At 62.4% G+C, this 19,343-nt stretch carries 16 protein-coding genes; 4 read left to right on the top strand and 12 right to left on the bottom strand.

The window, feature by feature from the left end; translation table 11 throughout:
- Nucleotides 1-165 precede the first annotated feature (165 nt).
- Nucleotides 166-2,376, bottom strand: a complete 2,211-nt coding sequence (gene relA, locus PG896_RS09675) for a GTP diphosphokinase (protein WP_010675631.1) — start codon at nucleotides 2,374-2,376, stop codon at nucleotides 166-168.
- A gap of 349 nt (nucleotides 2,377-2,725) precedes the next feature.
- Nucleotides 2,726-4,048, bottom strand: coding sequence for a 23S rRNA (uracil(1939)-C(5))-methyltransferase RlmD (rlmD, locus tag PG896_RS09670; protein ID WP_134996888.1), 1,323 nt, complete (start codon nucleotides 4,046-4,048; stop codon nucleotides 2,726-2,728).
- A 269-nt stretch (nucleotides 4,049-4,317) separates the two neighbouring features.
- Here rlmD and barA point away from each other — a divergent pair, with 269 nt between their 5' ends.
- From barA to PG896_RS09655, 3 genes are all read left to right on the top strand, one after another.
- Entirely contained in the window at nucleotides 4,318-7,038 is a 2,721-nt protein-coding gene (barA, locus tag PG896_RS09665) for a two-component sensor histidine kinase BarA (RefSeq protein ID WP_045521991.1), read from the top strand.
- Nucleotides 7,039-7,102: 64 nt separating this feature from the next.
- Nucleotides 7,103-7,588: a DUF1456 family protein gene (locus tag PG896_RS09660; RefSeq protein WP_109421794.1), complete on the top strand. Its 486-nt coding sequence runs from the start codon at nucleotides 7,103-7,105 to the stop codon at nucleotides 7,586-7,588.
- A 32-nt stretch (nucleotides 7,589-7,620) separates the two neighbouring features.
- Nucleotides 7,621-8,511 (top strand): N-acetylmuramoyl-L-alanine amidase, encoded by an 891-nt coding sequence (locus tag PG896_RS09655; protein WP_234924962.1) that lies wholly within the window; start codon nucleotides 7,621-7,623, stop codon nucleotides 8,509-8,511.
- Nucleotides 8,512-8,652: 141 nt separating this feature from the next.
- Here the strand turns inward: PG896_RS09655 and pdxJ are convergent, their stop codons facing one another.
- The 10 genes from pdxJ to rpoE all read right to left on the bottom strand — a co-directional run bounded on the left by pdxJ (nucleotide 8,653) and on the right by rpoE (nucleotide 17,517).
- Nucleotides 8,653-9,390 carry a pyridoxine 5'-phosphate synthase gene (pdxJ, locus tag PG896_RS09650; protein ID WP_010675636.1) on the bottom strand — a complete coding sequence of 246 codons (738 nt, stop codon included), beginning with the start codon at nucleotides 9,388-9,390 and terminating at the stop codon, nucleotides 8,653-8,655.
- Nucleotides 9,391-9,547: 157 nt separating this feature from the next.
- Nucleotides 9,548-10,258, bottom strand: a complete 711-nt coding sequence (gene recO / locus PG896_RS09645) for a DNA repair protein RecO (protein WP_039040537.1) — start codon at nucleotides 10,256-10,258, stop codon at nucleotides 9,548-9,550.
- The gene (gene era, locus PG896_RS09640) at nucleotides 10,259-11,158 is read right to left on the bottom strand and encodes a GTPase Era (protein ID WP_041211854.1); all 900 of its coding nucleotides are present in this window, start codon (nucleotides 11,156-11,158) and stop codon (nucleotides 10,259-10,261) included. It abuts the gene before it with no gap.
- Nucleotides 11,159-11,219: 61 nt separating this feature from the next.
- Entirely contained in the window at nucleotides 11,220-11,891 is a 672-nt protein-coding gene (rnc, locus tag PG896_RS09635; protein ID WP_010675639.1) for a ribonuclease III, read from the bottom strand.
- On the bottom strand, nucleotides 11,892-12,815 hold the full coding sequence (lepB, locus tag PG896_RS09630) for a signal peptidase I (protein ID WP_010675640.1): 924 nt from the start codon (nucleotides 12,813-12,815) through the stop codon (nucleotides 11,892-11,894).
- A gap of 3 nt (nucleotides 12,816-12,818) precedes the next feature.
- A complete protein-coding gene (gene lepA / locus PG896_RS09625) occupies nucleotides 12,819-14,612 on the bottom strand; it encodes a translation elongation factor 4 (RefSeq protein WP_010675641.1) in 1,794 nt (597 codons plus the stop codon).
- Between the two features lie 159 nt (nucleotides 14,613-14,771).
- A complete protein-coding gene (locus tag PG896_RS09620; RefSeq protein WP_039040538.1) occupies nucleotides 14,772-15,233 on the bottom strand; it encodes a SoxR reducing system RseC family protein in 462 nt (153 codons plus the stop codon).
- 90 nt (nucleotides 15,234-15,323) lie between these two features.
- Entirely contained in the window at nucleotides 15,324-16,304 is a 981-nt protein-coding gene (locus tag PG896_RS09615) for a MucB/RseB C-terminal domain-containing protein (protein ID WP_010675643.1), read from the bottom strand.
- A 21-nt stretch (nucleotides 16,305-16,325) separates the two neighbouring features.
- The gene (locus PG896_RS09610; protein ID WP_161470275.1) at nucleotides 16,326-16,913 is read right to left on the bottom strand and encodes a sigma-E factor negative regulatory protein; all 588 of its coding nucleotides are present in this window, start codon (nucleotides 16,911-16,913) and stop codon (nucleotides 16,326-16,328) included.
- A gap of 22 nt (nucleotides 16,914-16,935) precedes the next feature.
- Nucleotides 16,936-17,517 carry an RNA polymerase sigma factor RpoE gene (rpoE, locus tag PG896_RS09605; protein ID WP_161470276.1) on the bottom strand — a complete coding sequence of 194 codons (582 nt, stop codon included), beginning with the start codon at nucleotides 17,515-17,517 and terminating at the stop codon, nucleotides 16,936-16,938.
- A 181-nt stretch (nucleotides 17,518-17,698) separates the two neighbouring features.
- On the opposite strand from rpoE, the gene nadB reads away from it, so the two are divergent.
- Entirely contained in the window at nucleotides 17,699-19,306 is a 1,608-nt protein-coding gene (nadB, locus tag PG896_RS09600) for an L-aspartate oxidase (protein ID WP_048208412.1), read from the top strand.
- Nucleotides 19,307-19,343 lie beyond the last annotated feature (37 nt).

The following is a 19,343-nucleotide window of genomic DNA, read 5'->3' as shown; positions in this document are numbered from 1 at the left end:
CTCACTTTCGATTCGGTAAATGGGGTTCATGAATATCCACTCACGCCATGGCTCCACATGATGTGGAGCCATGGCGGCCGGAGATGGGGCGCATGATATCCGTCTTCAATGCTCTACAAGGAGGGAGAAAATGCAGACCGGCCACTGGGGCCGGTCGGTTGAGCATTACAGCCGCTTGGCGCTGATCACGTCGTTGAGCTGACTGAGCTTGGCCAACGCCCGGTTGAAGGCGTTGATGTTGTAAATCTCCAGCTCCATGTCTATTTCGGCGGTCTGCTCGCGCACGTTGGAGCGCGAACGCACTCCCATCACGTTGATCTTCTCGTTGGCGAGCACGGTGGTGATGTCGCGCAGCAGGCCGGATCTGTCGTTGGAGAGAATGCGGATGGTGAGACCGTAACCGCCGGAGTAGTTCTCCCCCCAGACCGCATCGATCAGGCGCTCCGGGTTGCGACGCGACAGCTCCTTGAGCTGCTCGCAATCCTCCCGGTGGATGGAAACCCCCCGTCCCATGGTGATGAAGCCCTGGATGGCGTCCCCCGGGATGGGCTGGCAGCAGCGGGCGATGTGAGTCATCAGGTTGCCCACCCCTTCCACCACGATGTGATCCTTGGGTTTGGGGCGGAAGGGCACATTGGCCTTCTGCTCCAGCTTCTCCAGCAGACGGCGATCTTCTTCTTCCGCCGTCGGCTTGTTGTAGCGGGTGTCCAGATAATTGAGCAGCTGGTTGATGCGGATGTCGCCGCTGCCAATACCGGCCAGCAAATCTTCCAGCTCCTCCGCATGGAAGCGCTCCAGCACCACCTTGTCCACCTTGGAGAGGGTGAGGTTGTGTCTGTCCAGCTCTTTCTCCAGCAGCTCCTTGCCGGCGGCGATGTTCTTGTCCCGGTCCAGCTTTCTGAACCAGGTGGCCACCTTCGCCCGCGCCCGGCTGGAGCGCAGGAAGCCGGCGTTCGGGTTCATCCAGTCGCGGCTCGGGTTCGGCTCCTTCTGGGTGATCACCTCCACCTGGTCGCCGGTCTGCAGCGTATAGGTGAAGGGCACGATACGACCGTCGATCTTGGTGCCGATGCAGCGGTGACCGATCATGCTGTGCACGTGATAGGCGAAGTCGAGCGGCGTCGCCCCTGCCGGCAGGTCGATGACATCGCCCTTGGGAGTGAAGACATAAACCCTGTCCTCGAACACCTGACTGCGCAGATCGTCCAGCAAGGAGCCGCTCTCCGAGAGATCCTCCTGCCAGGCGAGGAGTTTGCGCAGCCATTCGATCTTGTCTTCGAAGGTGCTGGTCTTCGCAGCGGCCTGGGCCCCTTCCTTGTAGCGCCAGTGCGCGGCCACACCGAGCTCCGCATCCTGATGCATCTGCTCGGTACGGATCTGGATCTCCACCGTCTTGCCCTCCTCCCCCACCACCACGGTGTGGATGGACTGGTAGCCATTGGGCTTGGGGTTGGCGACATAGTCGTCAAATTCGCGGGGAATATGGTGGAAATGGGTGTGAACGATACCGAGCGCCGCGTAGCAATCCTGCAGCCGCTTGGTGATCACCCGCACCGCGCGCACATCGAACAGCTCGTTGAATTCGAGGTGCTTCTTCTGCATCTTGCGCCAGATGCTGTAGATGTGTTTCGGTCGGCCATAGACCTCGGCCTCGACGCCGGCCTCGGCCAGGGCATCGCGCAGAGACTGCACGAATTCACGGATGTAGCGCTCGCGGTCGAGCCGTTTCTCGTCCAGTTGCTTGGCGATCTGCTTGTAGGTGTCCGGGTGCAGGTAGCGGAAGGCGAGATCCTCGAGCTCCCACTTGAGCTGACCGATACCGAGGCGGTTCGCAAGGGGGGCATAGATGTTGGTGATCTCCTGGGCCATCAGCACCCGGGTCTCCTCATCCGCCTTCTTCGCCTCACGCAGGCAGGCGATGCGCTCCGCCAGCTTGATGACCACGGCGCGCACGTCCTCGACCATGGCGAGCAGCATGCGGCGCACGTTGTCCACCTGCTCCGGCGAGGTTTCGCTGCGGTGAAGGGTTTGCAGGGAGCGGATGGCCTCCATCTCCAGCACCCCTTCCACCAGCTTGGCGATCTTGGGGCCGAAGTCCTCGTTCACCTTTTCCTGGCTGATGAGACCGGCTTCGACGAAGGGATAGAGAATGGCGGCCTTGAGGGTGGCGAGATCCATGCTGAGCATCAGCAGGATGCCCACCATCTCGACCCCGCGCACCAGCAGGCGGTTGGTGAGCGCTTCGTCACCCAGGGTCAGGCAATACTGGTAGACGGTTCGCAGCTGATTCTTGTCACTTTCACTCAGGGTAAGGGAACTGACCCACTCATCCAGAGTGAAATTGTCTTTCAAATGAATATCGCGCACCGCAACCATGGTATCAATCCTTAAAAGTGTGGGGTCGAAAGCCGATGCTCTCCTCATCCCCTCATCAACTGATGACTGCCTCAAATGGGGATGCATGAAAGAGTTTTCAAGGCATGTCACCGCGCAAGGTGACAGGGCTCTTCCCCGCATCCGATCCACTATCGACGACCTAGATTACCCTAATCACTCCCGCTCAAACAGCGCTGCCGCCGCTGGAAAACCAAGATAACCGCATGCTGCCCTGCCCGTTGAAGGCAGCGAGAAACACCTGTTTTACCTCACTCTGGCAGCATCATGCACATCGAAAAATCATCACGACCGCATCTTGATTCATCCAGAATAATGCGGTCGCCTCGACTCAGCCCCGTTCGAACAGCGCCATGGACTCCAGATGACCAGTGTGGGGGAACATGTCCAGCATCCCCAGACGGGTCAGCTTGTAGCCCCCCTGCACCAGCACCTGACTGTCACGGGCCAGGGTGACCGGGTTACAGGAAACATAGACCACCCGTTTGGGGGAAAGTGCCACCACGTGGCTCATCACCTCCAGCGCCCCGGGTCTGGCCGGATCCAGCAGCACCAGATCGAACCCTTCCCGGGCCCAGGACATGCCCACGATGTCGCCGCTCAAGTCCGCCTTGTAGAAGCGGGCGTTGTCGATGCCGTTGCGGCGAGCATTCTCCTGTGCACGCGTCACCATGGCGAGCTCCCCTTCCACCCCCACCACTTCGCGGGCCTGACGGGCCAGCGGCAGGGTGAAGTTGCCGATGCCGCAGAAGAGGTCCAGCACCTTGTCATCCTTACCTGCGTCGAGCCAGCTCAATGCCTGCTCCACCATGCGCTGGTTGACGGGCCCGTTGACCTGGATGAAGTCGCCGGGAGCGAATGCAAGAGACAGGCCATCCAGCGTGTAACTTGGCTGAGACTGTTGACGCAGAGGTTCGATCTGCTCGTCCGCCGCCTGCAGATAGAGGTCTATCCCCTGGGCGGTGGCAAACTCGGTCAAGTGCGCCCGATCCGCCTCGGTGGGGCGACCGGTGTGGCGCAGCAGCATCAGAATGCCCTGCTCCCCCTGAATGAGTTCCGCATGGCCCAGTTCGCGCTGGCTCTTCAGCCGGTTGAGGCATTCGCGCAGAGGGGCGATAAGGGCGGAGAGGGGCTCGGCCAGCACAGGGCAGCCGGCAATCTCTACCAGATCGTTCGACTGGCGACGACGAAAGCCAACCCGGGTGCAGCGACCGTTCTTGTCAAACTTGATGGCCAGACGGCAGACCCGGCGGTAGGCGCGGGACTCTCCCGTCAGCGCAGGTGCCAGCGTAGGCGCCTGGATGTTGCCAAGGCGCTCGAACAGGCTGACCAGTCCCGCCTCCTTGGCCGCCAGTTGATCTCCCTCTCCCAGGTGCTGGGCACTGCAACCGCCACACTCGCGATAGTGGTCGCAGAAGGGGGCGACCCGGTTGGCCGCCGGGGTCACCACCTGTTGCAGGGCGGCGTGGGCATAGTGCTTCTTGTCGTCGATGATGCGGGCCTTGATGGCCTCGCCGGGCAGCGCCCCTTCGACGAAGATGGCCTTGCCCTGATGACGGCCGACGCCGACACAGTGGTGATCCAGACTGTCTACCGTAAATTCAATACGTTGGGGCTGGGTGGATTTCTTTTGGGGCTTGAAAAACTGGGCCATAAAACTTGGTGCCTATAGGTGGCTATGTCATGATTGTGGAATCTGCGGCAGACCATTGTCCCACAAGAATAATCGTATGACCAAATACGGCCTGAGGGCCCCAGCCGCGGCATCCGCCCCATCGTCCATTCTGACCAAAAGTGGCCCATTGATATGACCGGATACGGCCTGAGACCCCGTACAGCGACAGTGACTGTATTGCCTGCCCGACCCCGGTGCCTGCATGCGCCCCGGGTCATGGCTTCTCTTGCGAAAGGCGGGTCGGCGGCATGACCAAGTACGGTCTCAGGGCCCGGGTGCTGGCCTTCACCATCTTGCCGACCCTCATCATCGGCGGCCTCATCGCCGGCTATTTCACTTTCCACCGCTATCAGCAGCTGGAAAACAACCTCATCGATCAGGGCATCAACATCATCGAGCCCCTGGCCATCGCCAGCGAATACGGCATGACACAGCACAGCCGCGAATCCCTCAAGCGGCTGATCGGGCTCACCCATCGCAAGAACTCGCCCTTCATCAAGTCCATCGCCGTCTTCACCCAGGAGAACCAGCTGTTCGTGACGTCCAACTACCACAGGGACTTCAGCCAGCTTCGTCTGCCGGACGGCAGCGTCATCCCGGCCCTGACCAGCGTCTCCGTCAACGGCGATGACATCATACTGCGCACCCCCATCCAGGCAGAGACCAGCCTGGACGGCTTCCCGCTGCCAAGCGATCTGGAGCCGCCGGTCATTGGCTACATCTCCATGCAACTCGCCACGGACAGGGCCATCGTCCTGCAGTACCGCGACGCCTTCTTCGCGGTCATCATCGTGCTCATCGGGCTGGCCATCAGCGCCCTGTTCGGCTTCCGTCTGGTCAAGAGCGTGACCCAGCCCATCACCGACATGGTGCAGGCGGTGCACCGGATCAGGGAGGGGCGACTCGATACCCGGGTCAGCGGCCAGCTCACTGGCGAGCTGGACATGCTCAAGAACGGCATCAACGCCATGGCCAAGGCGCTCTCCGAATATCACGAGGAGATGCAGCAGAACATCGATCAGGCGACGTCGGATCTGCGGGAGACCCTCGAGCAGATCGAGATCCAGAACGTCGAGCTCGACATGGCGAAGAAGCGCGCCCAGGAGGCGGCCAGGGTCAAGTCCGAGTTCCTCGCCAACATGTCCCACGAGCTGCGCACCCCTCTCAACGGGGTCATCGGCTTCACCCGCCAACTGCTCAAGACCAGCCTGACCCCGAGCCAGACCGACTACATGCAGACCATCGAGAAGTCGGCGCGCAACCTCCTTGGGATCATCAACGACATCCTCGACTTCTCCAAGCTGGAGGCGGGCAAGCTGCAGCTCGAGCACATCCCCTTCAGCCTGCGGGACACCCTCAACGAGACCATGCACCTGCTGGGGCCGAGCGCCCACGACAAGCAGCTCGAACTCTCCCTCCAGGTGGATGCCGCCGTGCCGGACTACCTCACCGGCGACCCCATGCGTCTGCAGCAGGTGCTCACCAACCTCACCGGCAACGCCATCAAGTTCACCGAGCGCGGCAACGTGGACGTGCGTGTCGAGCAGACCGGGGAATCGAACGGCAACAAGGTGCGCCTGCGGGTGCTGATTCGCGATACCGGCATCGGCATCTCGGAAGAGCAGCAACGCCAGTTGTTCCAGGCCTTCAACCAGGCAGACTCCTCCATCTCCCGCCGCTATGGGGGCACCGGGCTCGGGCTCGTCATCACCCAGAAGCTGGTGCAGCAGATGGGGGGCCAGATCCGCTTCGAATCCGAACTCGGCAAGGGGTCGGTCTTCTCGTTCCACCTCGATCTGGATGTCTCGCCCCTGCCCCAGAGCGAGCGGCTTCCGCTGGATCGCATCCAGGGCAAGCGGGTCTGGCTGCTGGAGCCGGATCCCTTCACTCACGCCTCCCTGCTTGCCCTGCTGGGAGAGTGGCACCTGGATGTGCACTCCCTGACGGTGGACGAGGAGTGGCCCCCGATGAGCAGCCAGGACATGGTGCTCATCGGCAGCAGCACCCTGCACAGCCCGCAGCAGGTGATTGCCCGTCTCGACGGACTGGACGGCCAGCAGAACACCATAGTGCTGCTCAGCAGCCACGAGCCGGCCCTCTACGACGCCATGCTGGCCCACGGCGCCGTCCACTGCCTCTCCAAGCCCATCAACCATCGCAAGTTGCTGCACGCTCTGCTCTCCCCCGAGGCGGTACGCCGTGCCCCCCTGCCCGCGCCGACGCCGCGCAGCGTGCAGGCGGTCAAGGTGCTGGCGGTGGATGACAACGCCGCCAACCTCAAGCTCATCGCCGCCATGCTCAAGGAGATGGTGACCGAGGTGGTGGTGTGCAAGAACGGCAAGGAGGCGGTCAACCTGGCCCAGAGCCAGCCGTTCGACATCATCTTCATGGATATCCAGATGCCCGTCATGGACGGCATCAGCGCCACCCAGGCGATCCGCCACCACTCCCTCAACACCGAGACCCCCATCGTCGCGGTCACCGCCCATGCCATTCCCGGTGAGCGGGAGCGCCTCATTCGCCAGGGCATGGACGACTACCTGGCCAAACCCATCGACGAGGGGATGCTGGCGCAGCTCATCACCGACTTCGCCCACCGGCGGCACCAGAATCACGGGGATCAGCAGATAGACTGGCCCCTCGCCGTGCGTCAGGCCGCCGGCAAGCCAGCCCTCGCCCGGGAGATGCTGACCATGCTGCTGGCCAGCTTCGACGAGGTGGAGCCCATCCTGGCGGCGGCGCTGGAAGGGAGTGCCGACGATGCAGACGTGCTGGCCCAGCTCCACCGCCTCAACGGTGGCTGCGCCTACTCCGGGGTGCCGGGTCTGCAACGCCTGCTCTCCCAGCTCGAGCAGCAGCTGCGCGACGGGGTCGCCGTGAGCGATCTGGAACCCGAATTGCTGGAGCTGCAGGATGCCCTGGAGCAGGTGAGGCAGGAGGCCCCCCGCTACCTGGCCCTGACCGACTGAGGCGCTTTTTCTGACTGGACAGGCGGCAGGTGGTAACATCTGCGCCGTTTCCACAGGAGTCAACATGACCAACAACGATATTCTGCGCCGCCTGCGCTATGCCCTCAGCATCAGCAACGACCAGATGGTCGAGATCTTTGCCAAGGGCAACCTGACCATCACCCATGCCCAGTTGCACGGCTGGCTGATGAAAGAGGCCGAAGAGGGCGAGGCACAGGAAGCGGGCTTCGCCGCCTGCCCGGACTCGGCACTGAGCCAGTTCCTCGACGGCTTCATCGCCCTGCGCCGCGGTGTGCGGGAAGATGCCCCGCCCCAGGTGATCCCGAACCGGATCAACAACAACCTGATCCTGCGCAAGCTGCGCATCGGCCTCAACTACAAGGAAGAGGAGATGCTGGGCACCCTCAAGCTCGCGAACTTCAACCTCTCCAAGTCCGAGCTGAGCGCCCTGTTCCGCGCCAGGGATCACAAGCACTATCAGGATTGCGGGGATCAGATCCTGCGCAACTTCCTGATTGGCCTCACCACCAAATACAGGCCCGGGCCCTGATGACCGCCTCCGGCCAGGTGCGAGGCTAGACCATGGGCTGGCGCCGCCTGCTGGATCCACGCCCGTCGGCGAGCGGCGGCGCGTGCCGGTTCGCGGTGCGCTGGCGCTGGTCACTGCCCCTCATCCTGCTGCTCGGCGCCTGCCAGCCTGCGCCCTATCGTCTCAATCAGGATCATCAGAGCGCCAGCCAGAACGAGCGCATCGCCTTTCTCATCCTGCACTACACGGATGAAGAGGATGCCCGCTCCCTGCGCCTGCTGACCGAGCCGGAGCACAAGGTGAGCGCCCACTACCTGATCCCCCGCGACACCGACGAGCAACCGTTCCCGGTCTACCAGCTGGTGCCCGACAGCCAGCGGGCCTGGCACGCCGGACGCAGTCGCTGGCATCACTACGCCGGGCTCAACGCCAGTTCGCTCGGCATCGAGATAGTGAATCTCGGGTATGACGAGAAAGACGCGGCCCTGCCAGCCCATCTGAGACACTGGCAACCCTATCCTCCTGCCCAGATCGCCGCCCTCGGCGCCCTCGCCCGGGATCTGGTCAAACGCTACCAGATCCCCCCCACCCAGGTGCTGGCCCACAGCGATGTCGCCCCCGAGCGCAAGCAGGATCCCGGCCCCCGGTTTCCCTGGCGCGAGCTCGCCCTGCGCTACGGTGTCGGCGCCTGGCCCGACGAGGCCCGGGTGGCCGAGCTGCGCCAGACGCAGCTCATCCCCTGGGATGCGCTGCAATGGCAGCAGCAGCTTGCCCGTTACGGCTACGGCCTACCCCAGCACGACGCCTGGGATGAGCAGAGCCGCGCCGCCCTGCGCGCCTTCCAGCTTCACTTTCGCCCTGCCCTGGTCACCGGCGAGCCGGATGCCGAGTGCCAGGCCATCCTCACCGCCCTGCTGGAGCGCTACTTCCCGGAACCAGGCTGAGACGCCCCTTCCCTTTCGCCCTCTGCACACGGATGCCCGGCCCCATGCCAGATGAGCACGGGGTTCACCCCGCCTTCCACTCCTGAAAACCACAAGGGACGCCGAAGCGTCCCTTGTGGTTTTCATACCTGCGAAGCGGCATCAGATCCCCTGACGGGCTTCCTGCATCAGCGCACGCATGTCGCTGACCGCCTTGGCCAGACCGTCGAAGGCGGCGCGACCGATGATGGCGTGACCGATGTTGAGCTCATAGAGCTCGGGGATGGCGGCGATAGCCTTAACGTTGTGGTAGTGCAGACCGTGGCCCGCATTGACCTTCAAGCCCTTGCCAGCGGCGTAGGAAGCACCTGCGGCGATGCGCTTGAACTCGGCGTTGCGCTCGGCATCCGTGGTGGCATCGGCGTAGCGGCCGGTGTGGATCTCGATGAAGGGAGCACCGCTCGCGGCGGCCGCATCGATCTGCAACGGATCCGCATCGATGAAGAGGGATACCTGAGCACCGACGGCCGCAAGACGGGTCACCGCATCGGTCACCTTGTCCAGCTGGCCCGCCACGTCCAGACCACCCTCGGTGGTCACCTCGGTGCGCTTCTCCGGCACCAGGCAGACGAAGTGGGGCTTGATGCGGCAGGCGATGCCGATCATCTCCTCGGTCACCGCCATCTCCAGGTTCATCCTGGTCTGGATCGTCTGGCGCAGGATCTCCACGTCCCGGTCGGTGATGTGGCGGCGATCTTCCCGCAGGTGGACCGTGATGCCATCGGCACCGGCCTGCTCGGCCACGAAGGCGGCCTGTACCGGATCCGGATACTGGGTGCCGCGGGCGTTGCGCAGGGTGGCGATATGGTCGATGTTCACACCCAGGTAGATCTCGCTCATTGCTTACTCCTTGATACAGGTCATCTGTGAATGCCGGAGCGGGTGGAGCCCGCTCCTCTGTCCATGTGCCGCCGCAGGCCGGTTCTGGTCGCGGCGACAGCATTATTGTTCATGAAAGGCGATGTCATAAACACAAAACATCACCAGATAATAAAAATCAGCTTGAAACACTGCCTTTTCGCTTCAAAAAGAGCTCCCTGCTCTTCAGTTGACGCTTGCCGAGATAGGGCTGCAGCGCCAGTCGGCTGAAACGCTTGGCCGCCTGCAGCAAGGGAGGCGTGTCGAAACGCCCCTCGGCGAAGGCCAGCAGGTGGGCGCCGAGGAACAGGGTACGGGGATCCGGCGCCCGCTCGCAAGCGACAAAGCCGAGCTCCCGCTCGAAGCCGTAGAGCAGGGTGGGGTCGATGGGGGAGTCGTCGTCCGCGGCATATTCGAAGTCCACCGCGTAGCCCAGGGCCTGCAGCAGCAGGAACTCGAAGCGGCGCAGGGGCAGCTCCGGGGTCTCGCCGTCCGCCAGGGCCATGATGGCACGGGCATAGGCGTCGAACACCTCGGGGAAGGGGGTGTGCGCTTCCAGCAGGTAGTAGACCAGCTCGTTGAGATAGAGGCCGTAGAAGAGACGATCCCCGCCGAGGCGCAACGAGTGATCCGGGCACTCCACCTGGGTGAGGTTCTTGAGATCCCCCTTGCCGCGCCAGGCAATGGTGAGCAGGGTGAAGGGCTGAAGCAGCCCCTTCAGAGAGGAGCGTGGCCCGCGGGAACCGCGAGCCACCAGGGTGAATCGACCGCTATCCTGGGTGAAGACCTCGACCAGCTGGCTGGTCTCCCGATAGGGCCGACTGTGGATGACGAAAGCCGGGGTCAGCAATCAGTCGTCGCCATACCCGAGGCTGCGCAGGGCCCGCTCGTCGTCGGCCCAGCCGGACTTGACCTTGACCCACAGCTCGAGATGCACCTTGTTCTGGAACAGCCGTTCCATGTCGATGCGCGCCTCTGTGCCGATGGTCTTGATCTTCTCGCCCTTGTTGCCGATGACCATCTTTTTCTGGCCTTCGCGCTCCACCAGGATGAGCCCGTGGATGTGGTAGAGACCGGTCTCCTCCACCTTGAAGCGCTCGATCTCCACCGTCACCGAATAGGGCAGCTCCTCGCCGGTGAAGCGCATCAGCTTCTCGCGGATGATCTCGGAGGCCATGAAGCGGGAAGAGCGGTCGGTCACGTAATCTTCCGGGAAGAAGTGGACGTTCTCCGGCAGCAGATCCTTGGCCCACTCGCGGATCTTCTCCACGTTGGTGCCCTTCTCGGCGCTGATGGGCAGGATGTGGGCAAAGTTCATCTGCTGACCCAGCCACTCGAGGTGCGGCAGCAGATCCTCTTTCTCCTTGACGTTGTCGATCTTGTTGACCGCCAGCACCACGGGGCACTTGAGGTGGCGCAGCTTGCCCAGCACCATCTCGTCATCCTTGGTCCAGTGGGTGCCGTCCACCACGAACACCACCATGGCCACGTCCCCCAGGGAACTGGTGGCGGCGCGGTTCATCAGGCGGTTGATGGCCCGCTTCTCCTCGATGTGCAGACCCGGGGTATCCACATAGATGGTCTGATGGTTCTCCTCGGTGTCGATCCCCAGGATCCGGTGACGGGTAGTCTGGGGCTTCTTCGAGGTGATGCTGACCTTCTGGCCGAGCAACTTGTTGAGCAGGGTGGACTTGCCCACGTTGGGGCGGCCCACGATGGCGACAAAGCCGCAATAAGTGGTATCTGTCATGACCGCGTTCCCAATGCTGATGGAGTGAAAAGAGCGCACAGTGCCGGATCCGTCATGGTGCTCATGACAGCCGTTCCAGTGCTTGCTGCGCCGCGGCCTGTTCGGCCTTGCGGCGGCTGGAGCCGATCCCGACCAGGGGGCCATCCAGCCCATCCACTTCGCACTGGACGGTGAACTCCTGGTTGTGGGCCTCGCCCTTGACGTTGGTCACCGTGTAGGTCGGCAGGGATTTGCGGCTTCCCTGCAGGATCTCTTGCAGACGGGTCTTGGGATCCTTCTGTTCGATCCCGGGCTTGATCTCGCCAAGGCGGCTGGCATACCAGCCGAGCAGGAGGCTGCGCACCCGCTCCAGATCCGTGTCCAGATAGATGGCGCCGATCACCGCCTCGACGGTGTCGGCCAGGATGGACTCGCGGCGAAAACCGCCGCTTTTCAGCTCCCCCGGCCCCAGGATCAGGTGATCCCCGAGGTCGAATTCCCGGCCCAGCTCGGCCAGCGTCTTCTCGCGCACCAGGGTGGCGCGCATCCGGCTGAGATCCCCTTCCGCCGCCTGCGGGAAGCGGTGGAAGAGGTCATCGGCAATCACCAGACTCAGGATGGAGTCCCCCAGAAATTCCAGGCGCTCGTTGTGACGGGACCCTGCGCTGCGATGGGTCAGTGCTCGGGTCAGCAGCTCAGGATCCTGAAAGACATGCCCGAGACGGGACTGCAGTCTGTTCATCTTGATATTCATTTACTTGATTCCGCCAATGCGGTTGAAGCGCACACCGGTCGGCACCCAGCTCGGCAAGCTGGACCCTTCCTCGCGCTCGAATTCGAAACTGATCCAGATGGCGACCGCCTTGCCCACCAGGTTCTGCTCGGGCACGAAACCCCAGAAACGGCTGTCGGTGCTGTTGTCGCGGTTGTCACCCATCACGAAATAGTGGCCTTCCGGCACCACCCACTCGTCGGGGTAGGTGCCGGGCTGGCGATAGTAGCGGTCCACCAGGTCCGGCATCAGCGGGTTGCGCAAGGTCTCGTGGGAGACATCGCCCAGCTGTTCGGTGTAGCGATCCAGCGGGATCCCCATCTGGCTGAACTCGCCGCGCTGCTCGAACTTGACGTCCAGCTTCTGGAAGCCAGGGCACGTTTTCCCTTCCTGCTCATCGCACTTGGGCCGGATCATCAGCTCCTTGTTGCGATAGATGACCCGATCGCCGGGCATGCCGACCACCCGCTTGATGTAGTCCACCCGGGTATCCAGCGGATACTTGAAGACCACCACATCACCGCGCTTCGGCTCACCGGTCTCGAGGAACTTGGTGTTGGTCACCGGGTCCTTGAGGCCGTAGGCAAACTTCTCCACCAGGATGAAGTCGCCCACCAGCAGGGTCGGCATCATGGAGCCGGACGGGATCTGGAACGGCTCGAAGATGAAGGAGCGCAGGATCAGCACCAGCGCGATCACCGGGAAAACCCCGCCGGTCTGTTCGATCCAGACCGGCATGGGGGCCACCTTGGCCAGTGTCTTCTCGTCCACATCCGGACCGGCATTGGCACGGGCGGCGGCAATCTTGGCCGCCCGCTGCTTGGCCCAGACCAGCTTGTCGAGCGTCCAGATGATGCCGGTCAGCAGGGTGACGACGACGAGGATCAGGGAAAAGGTGCTTGCCATCGATTAATCCTTTCCGACGTGGAGAATGGCGAGGAAGGCCTCTTGCGGCACGTCCACACGGCCCAGGGACTTCATCCGCTTTTTGCCTTCTTTCTGCTTGTTCAGCAGTTTCTTCTTCCGGCTCACGTCACCACCGTAGCACTTGGCGGTGACGTCTTTACGCAATGCCTTGACAGTGCTGCGGGCGATGATCTGGTTGCCGATGGCGGCCTGAATGGCGATGTCGAACATCTGGCGCGGGATCAGCTCGCGCATCTTCTCCACCACCTGGCGACCACGATACTGGGCGTTCTCCTTGTGGGTGATGATGGCCAGGGCGTCGACCCGCTCGCCGTTGATCATGATGTCCAGACGGACCATGTCGGAGGTTTCGAAGCGCTTGAAGCCGTAGTCCAGGGAGGCGTAGCCGCGACTGGTGGACTTCAGACGGTCGAAGAAGTCGAGCACCACTTCCGCCATCGGGATCTCGTAGGTCAGCGCCACCTGCTTACCGTGGTAGACCATGTTGGTCTGTACGCCGCGCTTCTCGATGCAGAGGGTGATGACGTTGCCCATGTACTCCTGCGGCAGCAGGATGTGACACTCGGCGATGGGCTCGCGCATCTCCTTGATGTTGTTGATGGCGGGCATCTGGGCCGGGCTGTCGATGTGGATGGTGGAGCCATCGTTCAGCTCGATCTCGTAGACCACGGTCGGCGCTGTGGTGATGAGATCCAGATCGTATTCACGCTCCAGACGCTCCTGGATGATCTCCATGTGCAGCATCCCGAGGAAGCCGCAGCGGAAGCCGAAGCCCAGCGCCGTGGAGCTCTCCGGTTCGTAGAACAGGGAGGCATCGTTGAGGGAGAGCTTCTCCAGCGCATCACGGAAGGACTCGTAGTCATCGCTGGAGATGGGGAACAGGCCCGCATAGACCTGGGGCTTCACCTTCTTGAAGCCGGCCAGCGCCTTCTCGGCACCGTGCTTGGCCAGGGTCAGGGTATCCCCCACCGGCGCACCGTGGATGTCCTTGATGCCGCAGACGACCCAACCTACCTCGCCACAACCCAGGCCGTCGGTGTCCACCTGCTTCGGCGTGAAGATACCGATGCGATCCACACCCCATACCTGACCGGTGCTCATCACCTTGATCTTGTCGTTCTTTTTCAGGGAACCGTTCTTGATCCGCACGAGCGACACGACCCCGAGGTAGGAGTCGAACCAGGAGTCGATGATCAGCGCCTGCAGCGGCGCCTCCGGATCCCCTTCCGGGGACGGGATCTTGGCGACGATCTCTTCCAGCACCAGATCGACACCGAGGCCGGTCTTGGCGGAGCAGCGCACCGCGTCCACCGCATCGATGCCGACGATGTCCTCGATCTCCTCGGCAACCCGCTCGGGCTCTGCGGCCGGCAGGTCAATCTTGTTCAGCACCGGCACCACTTCCAGATCCATTTCCATGGCGGTGTAGCAGTTGGCCAGAGTCTGTGCCTCAACCCCCTGACCGGCATCCACCACCAGCAGTGCCCCTTCACAGGCAGCCAGGGAGCGAGAAACCTCGTAGGAGAAATCCACGTGGCCCGGGGTGTCGATAAAGTTCAGCTGATAGGTGTTACCGTCTTGTGCCTGGTAGTTCAGGGTCACACTCTGTGCCTTGATGGTAATGCCGCGCTCCCGCTCCAGATCCATGGAGTCCAGCACCTGGGCCTGCATCTCGCGATCGGACAGGCCGCCGCAAGTCTGGATCAGACGGTCCGACAGGGTCGACTTACCGTGGTCGATGTGCGCAATAATCGAAAAGTTACGAATGTGTTTCATCGAGCAAGAATCACTCAAAATTAAGTTAGGGTCGGATATGAGGGCAGGATTTTACTGGATAACCCGGTCGACGGCCAATCTTTAGTCGGCGGGCCCCACAAATAGCGCCTTGTCTGGCGGGCGTTGGGCACCTGGATGCCCTCCGCCAGACCCGGCCCCTCAAGAGAGATGACGGGTATTGAGCACCACCCCGAGCATGCGGGGACCGTATTCCCCCTGCTCGAGCCGGTCAGAAAAGTAACGAACCAGTAAAAATCCGATGGCGCCGCCCAGCAGACAGCAGAGGATGGTCACCCCCTCTCCCGCCGACAAGAGCGGCACCAGCCAGAGCTGGCCGAGCAGGGCGCCCAGCAGCAGACAGAAGAGCGGCAGCACGTACACCAGAGCCGCACCGCGCAGGATGCTGGCCTGAGGGATGCCCAGGCGGATCTGCTGGCCCACCGCCACATCGCCGGTGAGGGCGACCCGCAGCCGCTGCGCCTTCATGGGAAAGGCCTTGGCGACGGTGCCGGTCCCGCAGCTGGATTGTTGGTGGCAACCGCTGCAGGCGGATCGCCGCTCACACTCCACCCAGGCGTGATTGCCGTCGATGGCCACTACTGTGGCCAGCTCTTCACTCATGTTACTCACCTGATGACTCCTCACAGGGGGCGGTGGATGCTCCGGATCTCAGCACGGCGGCACCCTCAGGGCAAGTCTCACGGCAAAGACTCACTGCACCGCCTCGTTGCGGGCCAATGGCTGCACTGCCTCGGCGATGCGCTTGGCGGTTTCGGCGGGCACCTCGCCCACCACGGTGATCTCCACCCCGACCTCGTTGACGAAGCTCACCAGCGAGGTGGCCCCCTGGCGAATCAACTGCTGGCGCACCGCCTGCTTGGGATCGACCCGTGAGACGTAGACGGAGAGATCCACCAGCCCATCGGAGAGCATCATGTAATCCACCGGCAGACTGGTGCTGACCAGCTGATGCCGATCCTGAGAGAGCACCTTGAAGCCATCGGGCAACCAGGTCAGGTGCCAGTTGAGGGTCTGCTGGGGAGCGGGATAGGCATCTTCCAGCGCCAGCGCATCCGGCAGCTTGCTGCGTGCCAGGGTGACCAGCCAGGGGGCCGGCGCAGATTGCCTGTCCAGATCCACCCCCAGCACCTGCTCCACCAGATTGCCTTCCCGATCCACCATGTCCACCCGCAGCAGCAGATGGCTCTGTTCATCAATCCAGAGCACGAAGCCGTACTTGTCCGCCTCCTTGGGCACCAGCCGCACCACTTGTGCCACCAGGCCGGCCACCCGGCTGCGGCCCGCCAGCACGGGGTCATAACTCTCCATCACCCGGGGCAGCGGCATCCTCACCAGGCTCGACCAGACCCCGGGGAAACGCGCCCCCTTGAGGGTGTAGGGTTCATGGGTGTTTTCGAAGAAGGTGTATTCGTTCTGGCGTTGCAGGAACTCCACGGCCTTGCCGTCGAGATAGCTCAGGTGAGCCACCTCCTTGCCATCGATGATCCCGTGGCTGAAACGGATAGGCTCGAGGCGCCCCTGGCGGGCCTTGACCATGGACAATTCGAAGTTCTGTTGCGAAACGGCACTCTGCATCTGCTGCAACAAGGCCTCGGCCGACAGATCGTCGGCCGAGGCCTTGGCACAAATCAACAGGAGAGAGGCCAGCAGGATACGGCTGGACTGGCGCACGATCTGATCCCTAAAAATGCGTTATTCCTGAATCTGCTTGTCTTGCAGCAGACGCTGTTGCAGTTGATGGTCGCGCAGGAAGGCATTGATGCGCTCGCGCTGCTCCTGCATCTGCTGCTCGCTCAGACCTTGCTGACGCACACCGGTCCGGCTGCCATCCTGGGGATAGTGCACGCTCACCGGCGCAGCACTGCCACCCACGGGTATGGTATTGAGCACCGGGCTGGTCGGCACACCATCCTTGCCCTGGTACTGCTGCACGCCGAAGATGACGGCGGCAGCCACGGAGGCGGCAATGGCATACTGCCCCACTTGCTGGCCAAAGCGGCGAACGAAGGGGATCACCTTGCCGGCGGGCTGCACCTGGGGCGCAGCAGGCTGTGCCGGCTTGGGCGCCAGTATGGTGGGTTCATCCTCCAGCGCCAGCATGATGCTGTCGCTGAGATCCAGTTGCAGATTGACCGGCAGGTCACCCCGCATGGCATCACCGATCAGATGGTAACGCGACCAGGTATCCTGCAGAGCGGGATCCGTTCCCAGCTCGTTCAGTACCTCGATTTCGCTAAGGTCGCCATCCATCAGGGCTGAAAGTTGCTCTTTATTTGCCATAAGTTTGCCTGTCTTTCCCCAGTTAATGCTCGATCAGAGGTTGCAGCTTTTTATCGATTGCTTCCCTCGCCCGGAAGATGCGGGATCTCACCGTACCCACCGGACAATCCATGATCTCCGCAATCTCCTCGTAGCTCAGCCCTTCCATTTCACGAAGGGTGATCGCCGTTCTCAAATCTTCTGGCAAGGCTTCTATGGCGGTAAACACGGTACGCTTGATCTCGTCGGTCAGCGCCAGGTTTTCCGGGGTGGCCACCTCTTGCAGGGCTTCACCACCACCATAATATTCAGCCTCGTCCGCTTCGACATCACTGCTGGGCGGTCTGCGCCCCTGTGACGTCAGGTAGTTTTTGGCCGTGTTGACGGAAATCCGGTACAACCAGGTGTAAAACGCGCTCTCGCCACGGAATGTCGGTAACGCACGGTAGGCCTTGATGAATGCCTCCTGCGCCACATCCGGTACATCGCCCGGATTGTTGACATACCTGGCCACCAGGTTGACCACCTTGTACTGGTACTTGCGTACCAACAGGTTGAATGCATTTTTATCGCCACGCTGGACCCGTTCAACCAGCTGTTCGTCCAGTAGATTCTGGTCGCTCATCAGAGCCGTAAAACCCCCATCAGGTTATCGTTTTTCTTTTCCGGCCCCTTCTAAGCGCACAAGTTCAGACAGGAGGAATCAGGGAAAGTTCGCTTGCATTGAAAAAAATGTGATGCGGGCTGCATCACAACCCCCCTTGGGCTACCATGGGGCCAGTTCTTAATCCAGGCCAATGATACTTATGAAAGCAAGTGTTGAATACCTTTGCGACGTACTCATCATTGGCAGCGGTGCCGCCGGTCTGTCCCTCGCGTTGCGATTGGCAGACCAGGCCAAAGTCCTGGTTCTGAGCAAGGGGCCCATCAGTGAGGGGGCCACTCTCTATGCGCAAGGAGGCATCGCTGCCGTGTTCGACGAGACCGACAGCATCGAATCCCACGTGAGCGACACGCTCAACGCCGGCGCCGGGTTGTGCGACCCGGCAGTGGTGGAGTTCACCGCCCGCAACGCCCGCGACTCCATCCAGTGGCTCATTCAGCAGGGAGTCCCCTTCGATCAGGAAGAGGATGCCGAGGGGGAATCCCACTATCACCTGACCCGGGAAGGGGGCCACAGCCATCGCCGCATCTTCCACGCGGCCGACGCCACCGGCAAGGCGGTGCAGCTCACCCTGATCGACCAGGTGCGCGCCCACCCCAACATCCAGCTGATGGAGCGCTTCAACGCGGTCGATCTCATCACCACCCGCAAGCTGGGTCTGCCGGGCAACAAGGTACTGGGAGCCTATGTCTGGAATCGCAACGCCGAGCAGGTCGAGGTGATCCGCGCCCGCTTCGTGGCGCTGGCCACCGGTGGTGCCTCCAAGGTGTACCAGTACACCTCCAACCCCGATGTAAGCTCTGGCGACGGCATCGCCATGGCATGGCGCGCCGGCTGCCGGGTGGCGAACCTGGAGTTCAACCAGTTCCACCCCACCAGCCTGTTCCACCCGGACGACCCCAACTTCCTGCTGACCGAGGCCCTGCGTGGCGAGGGGGCCTATCTGCGCCGCCCGGACGGCAGCCGCTTCATGCCGGAGTTTGACGAGCGGGCCGAGCTGGCCCCGCGGGACATCGTCGCCCGCGCCATCGACCACGAGATGAAGCGCCTCGGGGCGGATTGCATGTATCTGGACATCAGCCACAAGCCGGCGGATTTCATCATCAAGCACTTCCCGACCATTTATGAGCGCTGCCTCGCGGTCGGTATCGACATCACCAAGGAGGCGATGCCCATCGTCCCGGCGGCCCACTACACCTGTGGCGGCGTGATGATCGACAACAACGGCCAGACCGACATCCCCGGCCTCTATGCCATCGGCGAGGTGACCTATACCGGGTTGCACGGCGCCAATCGCATGGCCTCCAACTCCCTGCTCGAATGCGTGGTCTATGCCCATCAGGCGGGAGCCGACATCCTGGCCAAGCTGCCCACCAGCGTGGCGCCCCCCAGCCTGCCGGCCTGGGACGAGAGCCAGGTGGATGACTCGGACGAGCAGGTGGTGATCCAGCACAACTGGCACGAACTGCGGCTGATGATGTGGGACTACGTGGGCATAGTGCGCACCAACAAGCGCCTGGCCCGGGCCAAGCGTCGCATCGATCTGCTCAAGCAGGAGGTGCAGGAGTACTACGCCAACTTCCGGGTCTCCAACAACCTGCTGGAGCTGCGCAACCTGTTGCAGGTGGCCGAGCTCATCGTCAACTGCGCCCTGGAGCGCAAGGAGTCTCGCGGTTTGCACTACAACCTGGATTATCCGGACATGCAGCCGGACTCCAAGCCGACCGTGCTGACCCCGGATCGGGAATAAGGCCGTTGCGTTCGATTCGGGCGTATGCCCTCCCCCA

It is taken from the genome of Aeromonas sp. QDB30 (assembly GCF_027707645.1).
In the GTDB taxonomy this organism is placed as follows: domain Bacteria; phylum Pseudomonadota; class Gammaproteobacteria; order Enterobacterales; family Aeromonadaceae; genus Aeromonas; species Aeromonas caviae.
Note: the sequence above shows the minus strand (reverse complement) of the source record. Positions and strands in the feature narration are given on the sequence as shown.